Source organism: Exiguobacterium sp. s132, assembly GCF_018617235.1.
GTDB lineage: Bacteria > Bacillota > Bacilli > Exiguobacteriales > Exiguobacteriaceae > Exiguobacterium > Exiguobacterium profundum.
Genome location: NZ_JACSJU010000001.1, coordinates 54,663 through 74,929, shown reverse-complemented (window position 1 = coordinate 74,929; position 20,267 = coordinate 54,663). Strand labels below are relative to the sequence as shown.

Annotated in this window: 12 protein-coding genes; all 12 read right to left on the bottom strand. The window is 48.3% G+C overall.

The window, feature by feature from the left end:
• Nucleotides 1–355: 355 nt before the first annotated feature.
• Entirely contained in the window at nt 356–1,195 is an 840-nt protein-coding gene (locus tag KNO78_RS00400; RefSeq protein ID WP_084543106.1) for a phytoene/squalene synthase family protein, read from the bottom strand.
• Nucleotides 1,164–2,642 carry a phytoene desaturase family protein gene (locus tag KNO78_RS00395; protein ID WP_214691223.1) on the bottom strand — a complete coding sequence of 493 codons (1,479 nt, stop codon included), beginning with the start codon at nt 2,640–2,642 and terminating at the stop codon, nt 1,164–1,166. The genes KNO78_RS00400 and KNO78_RS00395 overlap by 32 nt, the downstream gene beginning before the upstream one ends.
• On the bottom strand, nt 2,639–4,132 hold the full coding sequence (locus KNO78_RS00390; protein ID WP_214691224.1) for a phytoene desaturase family protein: 1,494 nt from the start codon (nt 4,130–4,132) through the stop codon (nt 2,639–2,641). The genes KNO78_RS00395 and KNO78_RS00390 overlap by 4 nt, the downstream gene beginning before the upstream one ends.
• Before the next feature lie 69 nt (nt 4,133–4,201).
• Nucleotides 4,202–5,233, bottom strand: coding sequence for a class I SAM-dependent methyltransferase (locus tag KNO78_RS00385; RefSeq protein WP_074037653.1), 1,032 nt, complete (start codon nt 5,231–5,233; stop codon nt 4,202–4,204).
• A 100-nt stretch (nt 5,234–5,333) separates the two neighbouring features.
• Nucleotides 5,334–5,717, bottom strand: a complete 384-nt coding sequence (locus KNO78_RS00380) for a YisL family protein (RefSeq protein WP_015880968.1) — start codon at nt 5,715–5,717, stop codon at nt 5,334–5,336.
• Nucleotides 5,718–5,830: 113 nt separating this feature from the next.
• Nucleotides 5,831–8,389 carry a sensor histidine kinase gene (locus tag KNO78_RS00375; RefSeq protein ID WP_214691225.1) on the bottom strand — a complete coding sequence of 853 codons (2,559 nt, stop codon included), beginning with the start codon at nt 8,387–8,389 and terminating at the stop codon, nt 5,831–5,833.
• A complete protein-coding gene (locus tag KNO78_RS00370) occupies nt 8,386–8,748 on the bottom strand; it encodes a response regulator (protein WP_015880966.1) in 363 nt (120 codons plus the stop codon). The genes KNO78_RS00375 and KNO78_RS00370 overlap by 4 nt, the downstream gene beginning before the upstream one ends.
• Before the next feature lie 133 nt (nt 8,749–8,881).
• Nucleotides 8,882–10,753, bottom strand: coding sequence for an ABC transporter ATP-binding protein (locus KNO78_RS00365; RefSeq protein WP_078146438.1), 1,872 nt, complete (start codon nt 10,751–10,753; stop codon nt 8,882–8,884).
• Complete coding sequence (locus tag KNO78_RS00360; protein ID WP_214691226.1) at nt 10,750–12,474, bottom strand: ABC transporter ATP-binding protein; 1,725 nt, start codon at nt 12,472–12,474, stop codon at nt 10,750–10,752. The genes KNO78_RS00365 and KNO78_RS00360 overlap by 4 nt, the downstream gene beginning before the upstream one ends.
• Nucleotides 12,467–12,949 (bottom strand): MarR family winged helix-turn-helix transcriptional regulator, encoded by a 483-nt coding sequence (locus KNO78_RS00355; RefSeq protein ID WP_074037656.1) that lies wholly within the window; start codon nt 12,947–12,949, stop codon nt 12,467–12,469. Before KNO78_RS00355 ends, KNO78_RS00360 begins: the two co-directional genes overlap by 8 nt.
• Before the next feature lie 169 nt (nt 12,950–13,118).
• Nucleotides 13,119–16,736, bottom strand: coding sequence for a helicase-exonuclease AddAB subunit AddA (gene addA / locus KNO78_RS00350; protein WP_214691227.1), 3,618 nt, complete (start codon nt 16,734–16,736; stop codon nt 13,119–13,121).
• A complete protein-coding gene (gene addB / locus KNO78_RS00345) occupies nt 16,714–20,151 on the bottom strand; it encodes a helicase-exonuclease AddAB subunit AddB (protein WP_214691228.1) in 3,438 nt (1,145 codons plus the stop codon). The genes addA and addB overlap by 23 nt, the downstream gene beginning before the upstream one ends.
• Nucleotides 20,152–20,267 lie beyond the last annotated feature (116 nt).

Below are 20,267 nucleotides of genomic sequence, written 5' to 3'. Positions count from 1 at the left end.
GTTACACCTGTAGCGATCGAATGGCTTCCCCGAGCCTCATCGCGTTTTGAACTTGTCACACCCGAGAAAAAGTGATGAGCGAGTTTCCCCACTCGTATCCCGTAGTTGAGACAGCTTGCGTATGATGTTCCCCCTTAGTCCATCAAGCATCCTGTTTCGACGAAGATGTCCCAACTGATTCATTCCCCATGAATCCCGGCACATCTTTAGGGCTTCATCACAAACCGATTCATTCGTTTCCCCGATGAATGAATCACATAACGCTTACGCCACTTTTGGTCCCCCGCCAAAAGTGGTTTTTTTTGCGTACAAAAAACTGTAGACGCCATCGAGCGTCTACAGGGAATCGAATCGCTTATAGTTTTGCCAACAACTTTCCTTTTTGTAAGGTCGATACGTATGCCCGCTTTGTGAAGACGTCATGTCGATTCGCACGTGCCGCATCAAGAATCCCTTCATAGAGAAGAGCCGCTGCTTGTACCGGCTTTCGACTCGCGAGTGGATACAGATGATGGGTTTCGCGTGCCCGTTCATACAAGAACTCTGCACGATTCGCCAACGCCTCCCATAGATCGATAAAGACAGGGGTCACTTCTCGTTGGTGTAACATCGCTTCACTCACACCGTACTGACGCATCATCGTACGGGGTAAATAGATGCGGTCTCGATTCAAATCTTCACCGACATCACGTAAAATATTGGTCAGTTGCATCGCAATGCCAAGGTCGATGGCGCCTTGCCTTAGCTGACGTGTCGTCGCAGCGTCCTGATTTGGGACAAGGATCGGGAGCAGCATCAGACCGACCGTGCTCGCTGCATAATAGCTATACTGCTCGGTCTCTTCGAGCGTTTCATACCGCGACTTATGTAAGTCCCATTTCATCCCTTCCGCCAATTCAAAAAATGGTTCGACGTCCATGTCATAACGTTTCCACACATCACGAAGGGCAACCCATAGTGCTTCATCTTGGTCGTAACCAGCTAAAAAGCGGTCGAAGTCATGCAAAAATGCTGTCAAACTCTCTTCTGGACGGTCTGATTCATCGACCGCATCATCGAGGGTGCGACAGAAAGTATATACTGCCATGACCGCTTGACGGTCTGGTTTTGAGAGCAAAGAGAAGGCCCGGTAAAAGGTTAACGAGCCCTTCTTCATGATTTCCTCACATTGACGATACGCTTCTTGTGTCGTCACGATGCATTGCCCCCATTTCTTCTTCCATTTTTTTCACAAGTAATTGCGACCCAATCATAACGATAGGGACGCCACCGCATGGATGGACGGATGCGCCCACCGCATAGAGACGTTCGATTTTCGGGAATGGTCTCGCTTGCGGTTTGAAGGCGGCTGACTGAGATAACTTTGGTGCAATCCCAAAACTTCCTCCTTCGAACAATCCGAATCGCTCAGCATCCATCGGTGTCCGGACTTTCATCTCGATGACGCGTTCACGGAAATCAGGCATGAATGCCTCGATTCTTCCTAATAGGTGTTCGATTGTCCCTTGTGCCTCAAAGTCTTCTCGTTCCAATTTTCGAGGAACCGGGACAAGAACATATAATACACTCGTTCCTTCTGGCGCGAGGGTTGCATCCATTCGCGATGGATTAAAGGTGTACATCGCTGGATACTCACTTAGTTTACCATCCTCAAAGATCGTACGCATCGATCCTTCAAAATCATTCGGTAAATCGAATTGGTGAACCGGTAAGTCGAGTTCGCCGTTGACGGCGAAATAAAGAAGTAACGTACCGCTTGACGGTTCATACGTCTTTGGCGTCACACCATCAATCAGGCGCTCCATGAGTGGAAAATCACCGTTCACGACGACTGCATCATACGGTACATATTCGTCATTTACCGTGACTCCATTGGCCACCCCGTCCGTGACATGGACACGATTGACGGTAGCATTCATCTCGAAACGAACACCTCGACGCTTCAACTCTTGTTCCATTTTCGTCGCTAGCGAAAAATATCCTCCTTTTACATACCAGACTCCTTCTTCTTGTTCACGATAAGGAATGAGTCCATATAACGAAGGAGTGGCATAAGGATTTCCGCCGATATAGAGCGTTTGTAAACTATAGGCGACACGTAAACGTTCGTCTTCAAAGAAGCGTTTCATATTCGCATGAGCCGTCTCATATGCTTTTAACCGCATGAGAAGGAGAAGTAGTTTAGGCTCGAACAACTCCGCTTTTGAGGCATAACTACGATCTAAAAACGTATCGAAGCCAATCCGATACTCTTCTTTCTTTTGGGACATGTACTGACGGAAGGCATCTCCTTCGCCGAAAGTTCGTTCGATTTCTTCCGCCTGTCTCTCGATTTCCCGATATTTATAGAATGATGTCCCGTCTTGATAACGTAAGCGGTAAAGTGGATCGACTTCAATCAACTCCACTTCATGTTCAGGAAGACCCGCCTCAATCAGTTGTTGTTTCAATTTACTCGGCAATAAGACGATGGTTGGACCTTCATCGACTTTCGCCCCATTATCGAATTCAACGTAGTTCAAGCGTCCACCGACCCGGTCCTCTTTCTCATAAATCGTGATTTGAAGTGACGGATTGCGTTTTGTCAATAAGAGGGCGGCATATAGTGTACCGACCCCTGCTCCGACAAAGCTAATATTCATCGGCCGACACCTGCCCGGTCACGCAAAAGGTTCGTCGTGATCCGCGCTGATTCAAAGATGGTCGGCAGCCCACTTCCTGGGTGGGTCCCACCCCCGACGAGCCAGACGTTGTCGAGCTCTTCGAATTGGTTATGCGGGCGGAAATACATCATCTGCGATAAGTTGTGCCCTAGATTGAACGTTGCACCTTCATATACACCAAACGCTTCCCAGTCCTCAGGCGTCAACGCCTCCATCACCTCGATGTGTTGACGGATGTTTCGGTAAGGGGAACGTGTCTCAAGCGCATCGAGAACGCGCTCTGTCATGGTCGCTTGTAACGTCTCCCACGGGAGGCCAGATAAATTGTTCGGCACCGGTACGAGAACGTAAAGCGATGACTTGCCAGGAGGCGCAAGTGTCGGGTCGATACGTGAGGCATTCTGTACATAAAACGAGAAGTCCTCGCTCAATTTCAATTCTTGTGTCATCTCTTTGACATTCAATTCATAATCGTCCGCGAAGTGAATCGAGTGATGCGCCACATCTTCGTAGACATGGTCGAGCCCGAGATAAAGCATGAATGTCGAGCACGAGTAACGCTTCTTCTTGAGTTGAGTCGGACTCCACTTCGTTAGTTTACCGTCTGGAACGAGCGACGTCATCGCATGTGCGAAGTCAGCACCAATCACGACTTCATCAAACGCATAATGGACACTCCCAGACACGAGACCGGTCACGTTTTGATCATCCATGAGAAGACGCTCTACCGGTTCGCCTAAACGAATGACGCCTCCCTCTTCTTCAATCACTTTCGCCATCGCATGACACAGCTGGTTCACTCCGCCAATCGGGTGATGCACTCCGTAGGCGTGTTCCATGTAAGACAAGATGGAGAATCCACCCGGACATTCCCAAGCGGACATCCCCAAATATTTAGCCTGAAACGTGAACGCATACTTCAGCTCTTCGCTCGTGAAGTACTCGGACAAGACGTCATAAAGCGATTTACCGATCGAGAGGAACGGTAGCGCCTTGAGCACGCGTAACGAGACATAGTCGGTAAGCTTGTCATGTGCGGTCTGAAGCACAGGCATCAATTTAGACAGTTTGATCGCCTGTTCACTCATGAACCGTTCGTAACCTTCGCCATTCCCTGGAAATTGTTCTTCGATGGCGCGATACATCTGATCACGATCTGTTGTCATCGAGAGTTGACGCGTCCCACGGTCGAAGTACAAATCATACATCGGCTCCAACTGCTTCATCTCGACATAATCATGCAGATTACGCCCTGTCTCTTCAAAAATTTCTTCTAAAATATAAGGCATATTCAAAAACGTAGGTCCTCGGTCGAACGCAAATTCACCTACTTCTAAGCGCGACGTTCTTCCGCCTACAAACGGTTGTTTCTCAAATACGGTGACGTCTACACCGCGATGCGCCAGTAGCATCGCTGCAGCCAATCCACCTGGTCCTGCCCCAATAACGGCAACTCTTTGTTTCGACACACTCAACAACTCCCTATGTGAATAGTCTCTTATGCTTCTCTATCATTATAGGAATGACGGGAGACAAGTTCAATTTTGAATCGGTTGATTGAGCAGGTTCGTCTTTCCTCGCTCAGCGATGACGATATACCAAGAACCTTCCGGAATGAATGGGATGAAGCGGATTTGATCAAAACCTACTTCTTGCATCTGCCGGCGCAATCGTGGAATGGTCGGAAGCGGGTACAGATTATCGTGGAGTGTCATGAACGCATTGAACGCGGAAGCGAATCGTCCACCGAGCGCTGTTTCGGCGAGCGGGGTCACGAGAATGGCGACACCCTTTTCTTCTAAACGCTCCCGTAGTCTCTCAAGCAACTTGATACGTTCTTCTGGTGAGAAGTAATACAGCATATTGTTCATCATCACCGCATCGAATTGCTCTTCTGTTTCCCAGTTCATGAAGTCAGCTACTTCGAAATGAATGTCGCCACTCTCGTCTCGCGAGCGTGCCTCTTCGATTACCTCTTCCTCTAAATCGATGCCTGTCAGTTCCCAACTCGGTTCGAGCGCTTGGAGTTTACGTAAGTAGCCGCCGTGCCCACATCCAATATCGAGCATCGATTCGACATTTGCCTGTCGTAAAAGTTGTTGCACGATTGGAAATGCGACCGTTTCGACGAGTGTCGATGTCTTCGCGACGACTTGACCGTGTTCAGCTCCATCAAACGTCTTTTGCTTCCCAGACTCTAGAAATTCCGGATAAGCGATTAACGCGGGGATATGAAGCTCCATCATTTCTTGAAGCATGAACCCGATGCTCCGTTCATCGTTACCGGATAATTGATATTTTAATCCACGCGTCGGATAGTAGCGCCAGCCTCTCTTTTTCAAATGACGGACGGCGACCCCGACTTCTAACCAACGCTCTAGCGCAAGTTGTGTCAATGGGCGTTTTAGACGTAAATTCATCTCCGCCATGCTCGCGCCACCTTGAAGCGCATCGAATAGTCCGAACTTGTAGCCGATATAGCCGTGCCATAAGGGTAAAAATGATTCAGTTTGTTTCATCCATTTCCGTGCGTGTAAAACTCGTGTCCATTCCATCATCTGTTGATCCATCGTTTCACCTCATCGTCGTAATTACTGATTTTTTTATTTTCCCCTAATAATTTGTGTACAAACAAAAAAATCCCACTTCGGTGTGCGAAGTGGGAACGTCTTATTGAATAAAGCTGTTGAAGAAAGATTGTCCATAAGGCAATGCATAGCCGATGAAAATCGTAATGAGTGCCAAGACGATAAACCCGCCAAATAGTCCGTTTGACGGTTTTTTCTTTTTGACTTTGACGAGCGTCATCTCACCGAAGATCAAAGTTAATAAACCGACCGTGATTTTCACGTGATAGAATGTCCCGCCACCATTCAACTGAAGGTAGAGATAAAGTCCTGTTCCGAATGCGATGAGTAACATGAGTCGAAACGCCATATGTGCGATCTTTCCACTCTTGTTGCCGTTCTTATAACCGATATAGGCCACGGCAAACAAAATAAGTAACAAAATCCAGCTCGTAACGTGCGTGTGCAAGAATGCAATCAGTGGCATTCAAATGCCCCCCTTTATGATGTTGTACAGTCTTCATTGTACACGAACTCTCTCCCGATTGGTCAAGCGAACGATTCTAAAAAATGAGCCATCCTCAAGGGATGGCCCATACATTATACAGGAGTCGTCTCTGCCTCTTGGACAGCGTACTCATAGCTTGGGATTTCAACGATGAACGTCGAGCCCTCATGCTGAATCGATTCTACATGGATTTGGCCGTTGTGACCACGGACGATTTCCTGACAAATCGGTAATCCGAGTCCCGTACCGCCGATTTCACGACTGTCGGAGTTGTCGACACGATAAAACTTATCAAATAAGCGATCGAGCGCGTCACTTGGAATCCCGATTCCTTCGTCCTTCACTTTAATGGACACGATTTGCTCGTGATGCGCAAGTTCGACCGTGATTTTTCCACCTCTTGGAGAATACTTCACGGCGTTCGACAATAGATTACTCATCAACTGTTTGAACTTCTGGCAATCGACGAATAATTCATATGGACGTGCATCATCTGCAATCAATTCGAATTCATGTTTCAACGACGATGCCTCATAGAACGTCAACATGTCTCGGACGACCGGCTCGATATCAAGCTGTTCCCGGTCATACATTTGACTACCGGATTCCATTCGTTGCACATCGAGGAAGTCGTTGACGAGATGTGTCAGACGCTCCGTCTCGGAGTGAATGGTCTCCAAGTATTTAGCTTGTTTTTCATTCGGCAACTGTTTTTTGACCATCAATTCCGTGAATCCATAGATGGACGAGAGCGGCGTACGCAGTTCATGCGAGATGGTTGAGATAAACTCACTCTTCAATCGCTCCGCCTCTGTCTCACTCGTGATATCTCGGAAGACGAGAAGCGTACCTTTTGAAAGTCCGCCGACAATGATGCGCTCTGCATACATCTGCAAGTTCATTTCGCCCTTACGAATCGAGAAGCTTACACTGTCATGTGGGAAATCTTCGGTGAACAGGCGATTCGTATACTTCGTAAAGTCCTCCGCTTGATCGACCGTTTCAACAAGACGATTCCGCCATTCTTCCCACGTTTCTTCTTCAAGGTCTTGTGAACTGACGTCACTTAACTCAGGGAACATCTCATAGAGTGGACGGTTGACGAACACGTCATTCGTCGAGTGGTCGATGTAGACGACCGCTTCTCGAATCGAATCGAGAATTCGCTCCGTCTTTCCTTTCTCACGTTTCATCTCTTCAAATAGACGCATCCGTAAGAGAGAAAGCGAGAGCTGACGAGCGAATGACATGATGTCGCCCATCTGGGTTTGGGTGAAACGATCTTTGTATCGGACCAGATAGATGAAGGCAATGATTGAATCATCTGTCGGGTCATGGACCGGTACCGCCGTCTCAAACATATAGTACGGATACGGGAGCGGATGGTCGCTCGCGACTTGTTTCGACGAGTGTACCGTCGTCTTCAATGTCATCGCGCGCGTCAATACGGAATTTTCGCTATCGAGCAACTGACGAGACAACGTATCGTTCAAGCCGTGGCTCGTCACGCGATACGTACCCGCTTCATCCACGAAAACGAGTGCACCGACCTCTGAATCTGTAATCGTGACCAGTTTCTCAATGATTTCCGGATAGGCCGTAAGCGAATCGCGTGACGCTAACGTCTCCGTCAATTCATTCCGATACGCGAGGTGTTGCTCGTTTTGTTGCGTCTGTTCTAAAATTTCTTCTAGTTCTTGTTGCTGTGCCTGCAATTCTTCTTGTTGGGCAATCAATTCTTCTTGTTGCGCCTGTAGTTCGTGGTTCTTCTCAATCAAATGACGTTCGTTGTCACGAAGTGTCTCAGCCATCTTATGGAACGATCGAGACATCGTCCCAATCTCATCTTCTCGTTTCATCTGATCGCTCAAATCAACGATTTCCCCTTTTAACAAGCGGTTCGATGCGATGGAAAGTCGTGAAATCAAACGTGTTTGACGGCGTAGGAACGGCTGGACAAACAATAAGATCAATACGGCGAACGAGGCGATGCTCATGATCCACAAGAATTGAAGCATATTGTTGTTCTGTCGCCATTCAGCGTAGACGGCCTCTTTTTCAGATGCCATCAACTCACGATATTCTCCGAGGGCAGACTCTACCTCATCAATCGGTCCGAGGATGTCGATTCCACGTTGTGGATTAAATTGGACGAGTCCTTGATCAATCAAGCGCTGAGCCGTCGGCAACTCGGCAATCGTTTGAGCATCGATAAACGTCTCTGTGACTTCCCCATCTTGTTGCGCTTGGGCATATTCATACGTCACCGGAATGATCACATCATAGTAAAAGTCGTGGAACTGCTGAAGATCTTCTGCGAACAGCTCACCTTGACGCGTCTGGACTTGTGTTTTGAACCAATTGATTTCTTGTTGAAACTTCGCCTCGTTCGCACTTGAACGTTCGAGCGACGCGGTGTCACCGAACAAGAGATAGCCTCGTGTATCATATTGGTCAGCCTGCCACTCATCCCAAAGCGTAGTCAAACGGTTAACGCGTTCGTCTAACTGACGTAATCTCGCTTCATTCGCCTCTAAGCGGTTCTCGATGTAGACATATGTCAATGCCGATCCGACCAACGCAATGACGAGGAAGGAATAAAGGACGACCATGATGTCGCGTCCGAGTTTTTGTTTAAACCACCTTTTCACTTCACGATGCCTCCTATGATTTTGACGAGTTCAAGTGGGCTGAACGGTTTAGAAATGAAGTAGTCGACACCAATCTCGTTCGCGCAATCACGGTCAGATTGTTGGCTTTTCGCCGTCAACATCATCACTTTCGTCTCTTGCCGCCCTGGTAACTTCCGTACTTTTTCAATCACTTCAAGCCCTGTCATGCCGGGCATCATATGATCCACAATGACCAAATCATATTCATTTTCTTCAATCAATCGATAGGCCTCAATTCCATCTTGTGCCTCGTCGATGTCATATCCTTCATCTTCTAATGTATCCATAACAAGCATGCGTAGCACTTCTTCGTCTTCCGCAAGTAAGATTTTAACCATAATTGTTCCTCCATTTTTTATCCCATTTTTTTATTTTAACGGATTTGTAATTGTTACACAAAATAAAAAGACGTACGAAACTCACCTCGTACGTCTTTTGCCTAATCACATTGCCCCAAAACCTGTATTCTAGTTATACGACTTCTTTTTCAGCGAACTGACTATTGTAAAGTTCTTCATAAAAACCACCAGCTTCAAGAAGCGATTCATGTGTTCCTTGCTCAATGACCCGACCTTGGTCCATAACCAAAATCAAATCCGCATCTTTGATGGTCGATAAACGGTGAGCGATGACGAAACTCGTCCGCCCGTTCATCAGCCGTTTCATCGCCTGTTGAATCAAAATCTCAGTACGCGTATCCACACTCGACGTTGCTTCGTCTAAAATCATAATCGGTGGGTTCGCCAATACTGCTCGCGCAATCGTCAGTAACTGTTTTTGACCTTGTGAAATGTTATTGGCCTCTTCATTCAACACGGTGTCGTATCCGTCTGGCAATGTTCGAATGAATGCATCCGCATGCGCCGTTTTCGCCGCGTTGACGATTTCCGTCTCAGTCGCACCCGTTTTCCCATAGGCGATGTTATCACGAATCGTCCCGTTGAATAGCCACGTGTCCTGTAAGACCATTCCGAACGTATGTCGCAAATCTTGTCTCGACATTTTACGCGAGTCTTTCCCATCGATGAATATCTCTCCACCATTCAACTCATAAAAACGCATGAGGAGATTAATCAACGTCGTTTTGCCGGCGCCTGTCGGACCGACGATGGCCACCGTTTGGCCCGTCAACACATCGAGATTCATATCTTGAATGAGTAGGTCGTCGCCGTATCCGAAATCGACATGACGGAACGTGACATTTCCTTCGGCACGTTCTAATTGATAGGTCGTCACATCTTTCACTTCTTCTTCTTCATCCAGCAGTTCAAATACACGTTCCGCCGCGGCAACCGTCGACTGGACGATGTTTGCGATATTCGCTGTCTGGGTGATTGGTTGGGTGAACTGACGTGTATATGTGATAAACGCTTGAATGTCCCCGATGGAGATGCTGCGCTGCGTGACCAAAATACCGCCGACGACACTAATCAATACATAGCTGATGTTCCCGATGAACATCGTCATCGGCATGATGATTCCGGAAATGAATTGCGCTTTCCGTCCTGCATCGTAAAGCTCCTCATTCACATCGTCAAACTCACGCACAGCTGTCTCTTCCCGACCAAACGCTTTGACGACCGCGTGCCCTGTATACATTTCTTCCACATGGCCGTTCAGTCGTCCAAGGTGACGCTGTTGATCGGAAAAATATTGTTGCGACCGTTTCAAAATCGGACGAATCGCAAAGATCGTGAGCGGAAGGGACACAAGAGAGATAACCGTCAACAGAGGACTGATCGACAGCATCATAATCAAAATCCCAATGATGGTGACGATGGAAGTAATGAATGACGTGACACTCTGTTGTAGCGTACTCCCAATCAAGTCGATGTCATTCGTCACCCGGCTCAATGTCTCCCCGTTCGAGCGTCCGTCATAATACTTGAGCGGAAGTCGTTCTAACTTTTTGTTCACGTCTTCGCGCAAATCATAGACCGTTTTTTGGGCAACACCGGACATCAAATATTGTTGCACGTAGTTGAATAGACTACTGATGACGTAAAGGCCAGCGAGGAGCGACAAAATTTGTCCGATTCTCGTGAAATCAATTTCTGCCCCTGGCACACCTGTAAACTTCGCATATGCCCCTTCAAACAGTTCGGTGATGGCGATTCCCATGATTTTCGGACCGGCAATCATAAAGATTGTACTTAAAATCGCCGCGACAAACACAGCAATCAACGTGTTTCGCCGTGGTTTCAAATAGGCAAGCAAACGACGGAACGTGACTTTGAATGCTTTTGGCTTTTCGCCCATCATCATCATATTTCCACCGCCCGGACCTCCTGGACCGCCGTGTCCCCCATGAGTTTGTCGCGTATTTGCTTGTTTCTCACTCATGCGATTTCCTCCTCAGACAATTGCGATTTCACGATTTCTTGATAGACCGCATTCGTCGCAAATAATTCCTCATGTGTCCCGACTCCGGCAACGGCTCCATCTTCTAGAACGATGATTCGGTCGGCGTCCATGATCGTGCTGACACGTTGTGCAACAATCAGTACCGTCGCATCTTTCGTTTCTTCTTTTAACGCTTTGCGAAGGGCGGCATCCGTTTTAAAATCAAGTGCCGAGAAACTGTCGTCGAATACATATAAATCCGGTTTCCGAACGAGAGCTCGCGCAATCGACAGACGCTGTTTTTGACCACCCGACACGTTTGACCCACCTTGTTCGATCACAGCCTCATATCGGTCTGGCATCTTCTCGATAAAGTCACTTGCCTGCGCGATGGATGCGGCATGAACGACTTCTTCCACTGTTGCATCGGTCTTCCCATATCGAATGTTCTCAGCAATCGTACCTGTGAACAGCAACGCCTTTTGTGGAACGAACCCGATTTTCGAACGAAGTGCCTCTTGTGGAACCGCTTGGACATCAACACCATTCACGCGAATTGTCCCCGACGTCACATCGTAAAATCTTGGAATCAGATTGACGAGTGTCGATTTACCTGACCCCGTACCCCCAATCACCGCTGTGACCTCACCTGGATTCGCTGAAAAACTCACATCGGATAGCGCTGGTTCTTCAGCACCCGGATAGTAGAAGGTCACGTGATCAAATACGAGTGTCCCTTGCTCAATGTCCGCAGTCTTTGTCCCGTCATCAATCAGTGAAGGTTTCATCTCGAGCACTTCGTTGATCCGGTTGGCAGACACAGAAGCCCGAGGAACCATGATGAACATGACTGATGCCATGACGAGCGCGAACATGATTTGCATGACGTATTGAATGAACGCCATCAAATCTCCGATTTGCATCGCACCGTTATCAATCCGAATCCCCCCGAACCAAATGACGCCGACAACCGTCAAGTTCATCACGAGCATCATGACCGGCATGAGGAACGCCATGATTTGGTTCACTTTGATTGAGACGTCCGTCAACCGTTCATTCGCCTTCGTCAATCGAACCTGTTCTTCTTTTTCACGGTTGAAAGCTCGGATGACACGGATGCCCGTCAGATTTTCTCGGAGAACAAGATTGAGCCGGTCCAATCGATTCTGTACCTTTTTAAACAACGGCATCGCCTTCCAAAAAATGAGGAAAATCGAGATGACGAGTACCGGCATTGCGGCAACAATGACAAGAGACAACGTCGCATCCTTCGAGGTCGCCATGATCAATCCACCGACAAACATGATCGGCGCACTCACAACCATTCGTAGCATCATGATGATGACCTGTTGCACTTGCGTGATGTCGTTTGTCGTCCGTGTGATGAGCGAAGCCGTCCCGACACGATCGAACTCTTCAAGCGAGAAGCGTTCCACATGATTGAACACACGTCTTCGTAAGTCACGACCAAATCCCATCGCCGCCTTTGAAGAATAAAAACTGGCCACAATAGCAGCAAGTGCTCCAAGTCCCGTCACACCAAGCATGATTCCGCCCATTTGCCAAATGTAGCCGGTATCGCCCGTCACGACCCCATTATCGATAATGTCCGCCATCAACGTCGGTAAAAATAAATCTGCTAACGACTGCGCGAACACAAACAATAAAACCATCAGAACAGCCCATTTATAAGTAACGAGACGTTTCAATAACTTAATCATGTCGACACACTCCTTCACAATCTGTGAGCCCTTCGTTCAATCCATCCGCAATATGTTGATGGGCTGTAAGCATATGATGATACGTATCCTGATCGAGACGAGACAAAATTTGATTCAATTGATATTCCGTCCCTTCTTCTTGTCGCTCAATCTCCTCAATCAAGCGTTTACCTGATTGGTCAATGGTCAACACAACTTCTCGCCGATTATCCGGGTTGATATCCCGACGAATCAATCCTTTCTCCACGAGACCATCTAATGATTGACTTAACGTGCTCTTTGGCATTCTCGTTCGCTGAACCAGTTCCTTTTGCGTAATCGCACCCTGTTCATTCAACATCATCAGACCGTGCAGTTGAGGTAATGTGAGATCGTTTTGTTGCGCCGTCTGATGCATGAGACGAATCAGGACACGCTGCACACGCCAAAATGATTGCATCATCTCCCGTGCCCGATTTGTATTTGTCTCGGTCATTCTTATTCACTCCTTTATCGTTCCGAATCGAATTGTTCTAAACAGAACAATTCTTTATATAAAATAAATTACTCCTCTCCAACTCGATTGTCAACGAAATCGAATGTGAATTTGCACATAGGAAAAGAGCGATGTCCTATAGCTGACATCGCTCTTCATTTATTCACATTTATTTAGTCGACACGGTCACGATTTCCTGCAGATCAAGCGAATAAATCAAAGTTCGCTCGACCCGAATATTCCAGATCGTCTCAATCGCCTCTCGATATAATTGTAGTTGAATCGCATATCGATCTCGCAATCGCTCATGTGCCTCTTCCCGGGAATCGGATAGATGCGTGACAGCATCCGATTTATAATCGAGAAGCACATACGAATCCCCATCGAAATACAGACAATCGATAATCCCTTGGATCAAGACATGCTCATCCGTAAAGTGTCCATTCGGATTGACGCGTTCGGCCGGCACCGTGTAGGTGAAAGGTAGCTCTCGCCATGCCGTCCCTCGCTCTAGTGCACCAGCGAGCGCTTGACCGACTTCTGTTTGGAAAAACATCTCGATATCCGGGATGGCGAGGCGTGCCGTCTCTGCCTCGATCGGACTGAGCATCCCTTGCATTTCCCATTGATTGATTTGGTCGACAATCGGTTGGTTCGGGTCAGCCAGTTGGAAAATCAAGTGTAACGTCGTCCCGCGTTCCGCACCGGTCTGTTTGACTTGACGCCATTTCGGTTCCCGATAAGGGGTATCGACCGGACGTACCGGATCTTCGAAAGCGGCCTGTTCGAGTTGCATCGCCCGCTTCAGTTCGGTCACCGTCTGTTTCGCCGCCGTACGTACCGCATCCTGTGCAGGGTATTCGTAGGTCAAAGCTTGTTGTACGGCACGAATCGTCTCTTCTTCATTTTGAATCGGAAAATCGATTGCTTCAAATCGTTGGACGTGGTGCAACTGTGCCATCATCTCTTGTAGAGTCGCAATCTCCGCAAGGTCCGCTTCTCCGATGACACGATAAATCCATGAAGTCGATTCTTGGAAAGTAGAGGGAACCGTGAAGCCGAATGATTCGATAAACGAAGTGGCACTCGGAAGGCGTAAAAGCGCCGGTGCAATCCAATCGAGATACGTTTTTGCCTCTCGCCTCGCCTCACTCGCCAATAAACCTCCAGATTGACCGACCTGAAGCCACTGCTGAAGGTGTTTGAGTGGTTCGCCTACCGTTCCCACGAGAATCAATTTTTCTTTCGCACGTGTCAAGGCCACGTAAAGCACGCGCATCTCTTCTGCTTTCATCGTCGCATCTAAATCTCGTCGAATCATCTCTTTCACGAACGTCTCCGATTTCGTACGTGTCACGACGTCAATCGCATCGAGTGAGATGCCGTACTGTTTGTGGAAAATGACACGTTGCATTTGATCGCGTTTATTAAATTGTTTTCCGAGTTGGGCAACAATCGTGACCGGAAACTCAAGTCCTTTCGACTTGTGCACGGTCATGATACGAACGACGTTTTCCTCGTCCCCGAGCGACCGCGCCTCTGACAAATCTTCACCAGTATCCTGTAGTCGGTCCATCACACGTAAGAAGCGATAAAGACCTCGATAGCCACTACGCTCATAGGCTAGGGCCCGGTCATAAAGTGCCTTCAAGTTTTCCTGCCGCCCTTTTCCTCCAGGTAATCCCCCTGAGAAGTCATAAAACCCGGTGTCATTGAATAACTGTTGAATCAATTCCGACAGGCTATGATTTCGTGCATAAGTACGCCAACGGGAGAGGCGGTCAAGCATCTCGCCACATTTTACGCCAAGCTCATCATCGTCATCCGCTTTCGCCTTGAGCGCCTCATAGAAAGAATCTTCTGATTCAAGTCGAATCCGTGCCAACTCGCTATCATCAAAACGGAACATCGGGGAGCGCAGCGCACCGGCAAGTGGGATGTCTTGAAGTGGATTATCAATCACTTTCAAAAGTGCCAGGATCATCCGAATCTCGGTCGCTTGAAAATACCCGCCATCCGAGTCGGTGTAGGCCGGAATATTGTACTGTGTCAAAATGTCCATCAATTGCTCCACACGTTCTTTTTTCGAACGAACGAGAATCACGATATCCCGATATTCACAGTTTCGGAGTTGACCAGTTGATTCATCCGTCACTTTAAACGGTTCGTCTCCCGATACGAGTTCTAAGATGCGAGTAGCGATCGCCCGCCCTTCTACTTCTTGCTTCGATAACTCACGACTCGCGCCATCGACTAAAATAAACTCAGGGTCCGCCGGAATCGGTTCATACTCACGTCCAGGAACAAGTTGTGCCGCCTCATCATATGCGATTTCGCCGACCTCTTCGTCCATGAGCTGGACGAACAAATCATTGATCCCGTAGAGGACTTCGGAACGACTTCGGAAATTTTGAGAGAGGTCAATCCGTTTCCCTGTGTTCGCCTGTCTAAAGCGTGTCGCCTTATCGATGAAAAGACCCGGTTCTGCATGGCGGAATCGATAAATCGATTGTTTGATGTCGCCCACCATAAATAAATTCCCGATTTCCTCTCGTTCATTTGCGACCAGGTTGATGATTGTTTCTTGAATCTCGTTCGTATCTTGGTATTCATCAACGAGTACCTCAGCGAAACGTTCCTTATAGAGCGCTGCAACATCGGACGGTCCCCCATCTTGTCGTAAAATGGCGAGCGCATAATGTTCCAAGTCACTGAAGTCGACAAAGGCACGGTCGCGCTTCGCCTGCTCATAGGCTTGGGCGAACGCACGGACGGTTCGAACGAGTGTTTCAACGAGCGGTTGTTGCATCGAGACGCTCTCTAATAAGTCCGCCCCACTGACCCGAGCCTGTTCGACCGCTGCTGTCAATTTTTTCTTCGCTTGGTCGTAAGCCGGTTTGAGGATCTCGTGGTAAATCTGGTGCTCTTCTTTCTTCGGAACAGCCTTCATCGTGCCAAACTTCATCGCACGAGCCGCCGTCTCGAGTTCACTCCAGACAATGGTCTCCCCTTCAAGTTGTTCGAACGGAAAAATTGCTTGCCGGATGTTTTCAGACTGTGGCTCATACCCAGCGACCCGAAGCTCCGCTTCAAGTTTCCGAAGATCTCGTACGGCTTTTTTGATGTCATGCCACAGCATTTGTCCAAACTCAATCAGGATTGCTTCCTCATCAGGATCTTCTCCGAACGTGTACATGGATACGAGATGATCTAAATAAGCATCAGGGTTTGGGAGAGTACGCGCATAGTGATATAAGCCAAGAATCAAATCCTCGATTTCGCTGTCACCCCGGTCTGACGTATACGCATCGACAAGAGCGAAGAAATCGGTATCTTGTTTCCCGTACTCTTCCTCAAGCACTTCTTCTAAGACGTCATCCTGCAAGAGGACGAGGTCTCGTTCTTCCGCAATCTTGAACGCCGGATCCAAATCTAACAGGTAGTAGTTCTCACGAATCACCTCTAGACAAAATGAATGGATGGTCGTGATGAGCGCCCGGTTCAACATTTGTCGCTGTTTTCGGACATATTCATTTGTCGGGTCGTCGCGCAACGCCTCTTCAAGTGCCTTTGCGATTCGTCGTTTCATCTCTGCCGCTGCCGCGTTCGTAAAGGTGACAACGAGCATCCGGTCTGCCGTGAGTTCATCCGTTTCGTCAAGCAATCGACTAGACAACCGCTCGACAAGAACTGCCGTCTTTCCGGACCCTGCCGCAGCCGAGACGAGCACGTGACTCCCTCTTGCTTCAATCGCGGCGAACTGATCATTCGTCCATTTCACGGTCATCGCCTCCTAACTCCTGAAATACCTCTTCTTTCTCGAGCTTCTTCAATTTACGAGGCGCATTCGAGAGCGCTTCGTCAAAATGACAGACACTCTGATACGGACACGTCTGACACGGGCGCCGTTCTTTATATTCATAAGGTTCTACGTCAATTTTTCCTTTGTACATCTCCTCGGCACTCGCTTTGACGACGTCGAACGCATGGTCCATCAACTGCTCAAGTTGAGGGGGCGTCACAATTTTCTTCAAGGTGTTGGCGTCAGGCGTACCATCTTTTTTATATTTGACCGGAATGACAATTGATTTTTTGGATGAGCCTTTCGCCGAGCGGTCCATCATCTCTAAAATTTCCGGGTCATCTACTAATAGCCCTTGCATCTGATACGACTCCAATACTTTTTGACGCGTTTCTTCTTCAGAACTAGCAGGTGGAACGAGTGGTCGGTGCACGTGGAAATAGAGCGCCGCAGCAGGTGCGACGTTCTCTTTTGTCCACACCTCTGCCTGCTCAATCAATACCTTCAAATAGATGAGCATCTGCATCGCCAGACCGTAATAAATTTCTGCAAAGTCGACTTCACGTTTACTCGACTTATAGTCGACGATTCGGACGTATAGCTGGTCGTGGACCATCGCAGTGTCCACACGGTCGATTCGACCGACTAGTTCACATGTCGCCCCGTTCGATAATGTGAACGAAACGGGTGGAAATTGTCCGCTGCCGAACGCGAGTTCAAACGCTTCCGGGTCAAAGCCGTCTCGTTTGGATTGTTCAATCAACACTTCTGCCGTCTTACTGACGACGTCCGTCAATTTTTTCTTTAAGTAGGCGTAACGATTCGAACTCATCAAGATGGCATGCTGAATCTCTGGGGTCACGAGCTCGACCGCCTGCTCCGCTAAATGGGAGCACTCGTCAGGAGTGACATCTCGCCATTCCTTTCCGTCCATCTTCACCGTCTGCGACATATGTTCGATGGTCCGGTGATACAGATTCCCGATATCCGGGGCCTCGAGTCGATACAACCGTCGTTCCTTCAGACGCAAGCCATAACTTGCGAAATGTTTGAACGGACAGGCTTGGAATGTCTCGAGACGTGAGACACTCGCCCGAATCGACGGAGTATATAAGGATTTTGCGACACGATCATCCAACGATTCCGGGATGTTTTGATAGAAGAGCGCGCTCGTCAACAACTGGAGACGTTCCCGTCCATCCGGATGCTTCAACAGTTCATTATAGACAGCAAACCACATATCTTGAATCGGATAATGACGACTCAACCGCTGAAGTTCAAGTGCCGTCACCGCCGCCGTCTGATTCACATTCGTCAAGAAGGCGAATTGATCACGTGGTCGGTGCTCACCTGCTTCAGCAAAATGAGTCTTGATGACGTTTTGGTGAAGTCGCGCCTTCAAGTCAGCGATAAACCGCGCCGGCTGAACGGCTTTCCCCGTTCTGTCGACTAGTGCGTAGCTAATGTATAAACGCTCGCTCGGTGCCGTCACAGCTTTGTATAGGTAATACGTTTCATCATCGAACAAGTGCTCTGTCGCCTTACCGGCACGAAGTCCATTCTCATGCATGAAATCCAAATCTTGATCGGTCAACAGTTTCGACTGTGTCGTGACAAGAGGAATTTGATCTTCATTCGCTCCGAGCAAGAAGACGACTTTCTTATCTATCAATCGACCACGCACATAATCCGTTATCGTCAATTGATCAAGCGAAGGTGGGATCAAGGCATAGCGAAGACTATCTAGTCCGGTGTCCATCATCTGGAGGAATAAGTCCGTCGACAACGTCTCTTCCGGAGCTGCGGCTTCTAGCTGCTCGAGCAAGTGCAAAACCGCGTCCCATACTTGAGTATGCTCACGCGCTTCGAGTAGTTCCGCCTCTTCAATCGCCTCATCGCGCCAGTGCGTCAGACAGTCTGATACACCGACACGCTCTAGAAAGGCATACATGGCGTGCGTATAAGCCTGCATCGTCTTCGCCTGTTTTAAATCTGATAGAAATGGATCAAAAGTTTCGATAACACGTTCCCGAGACCGATTCAGCTCAGCCTCAATATCGAGTTCTTCGCTCGTGAGGCGTGCTTCCTCCCCGGAACGACGACGCAACTGCCATTCGTCGTGCCAATGATAATGTTTGATCCCCCGTTCGATAACGAACGCTTCAAGCCGGTCAACGGACGTACGACGATGTACCGGATCGAGGACGACGAGTTCTGTTTTAAGGGCACGGAATACGGACTCTTCTCGATATCCACGTAGAGCGATGTCAATCGTCGCTTTCAACAGTTCGACAAGCGGGTGGTCGAGCATTGGTTGCCGTTCATCAAGGAAATAGGGCAGTCCCATCTTTTGTAGCGCCTGAGATGCCAAATCACCATATTCGTCGAGTGAACGCGATACGAGTGCGATATCCCGATAACGATATCCTTCTTCACGTGTCAGACGAATGACTTCTCGAACGGCCGCCTCCACCTCGACGGTTCGGTCGACTGCGGCATGTAAATCGATTCGGTTCTCTGAACCAGTGTAAGGTTCCGCCGTCAATTGGTCGAATGTAGCCTCTAGATAACGGAGACTCGGATGCGTATAACGATAGACGGTATCATACAGCTCGTCTCGAGAAGGAATCTGCCGTTCTGTCAACAGTTCTTTGAAACGCATGAGTGTCCGCTGCGTCGGTCCAAACAATGGATTTAGACGATACAAGGAGATAGGATCGATTGTCAGCAATACATCGACATCGACCTTCTCTGCAAGTGCAACGAGCACCGCCAACTCCTGCTCTGAAAACTCGTTGAATCCGTCCACATAGACACGCACATCCGTCAAATCTGTTTCCGGAAGGATTTGCAACATGACGTTGAAATAGTCTTCTGCATGAAGTGACTTACCTTCCGTCATCTTTAAAAATCCTTCATAGATGATGGAAAGGTCTTGTAACTTCAAAGCACGGTGCTGCGCCTGTTCGCTTAACCGCAACAAGTGCTCCGGTTCAACAAGCCCTCGCTTCAGCATCGAGATTAATTGGTTCAATTCTTCATAAAATCCGAACTGATTCATCGTACGGCGGAACAAGGTCAATCGTTCTTCGCTCATCTCGACGACCCTTCGTAACAACAAATGGGTCCCCGTCTGGTCTAAGAATTGATCTGTCGCTACACCGGCATCTCGCATCATCAAAAAAGCGAGACGACGCATCGAAAGGACTTGAATGCGCGTCGAACCATGCAAACCATCGACTGTCGCCATTTTCTTTTCCATCTCAAACGACATCTGGTCCGGTACGATCACATAAATCGTCGGCCCGCTCGGGTTTTGTTTCAGTTCTTGAATGACCTCATGGATCATTTGTTCACTTTTTCCCGTCCCCGATCGACCAACGTGAAAGGTCACTGTCATTTTAGCGAACACTCCTTCCCTTTTTTCTTCATTATGAACCATCCCCAAGCATTTGTAGAGGGAAACCTCTTCTACACCTTGTCCAAAAAAGTAACAGCCTACATCATTCCCTTTTT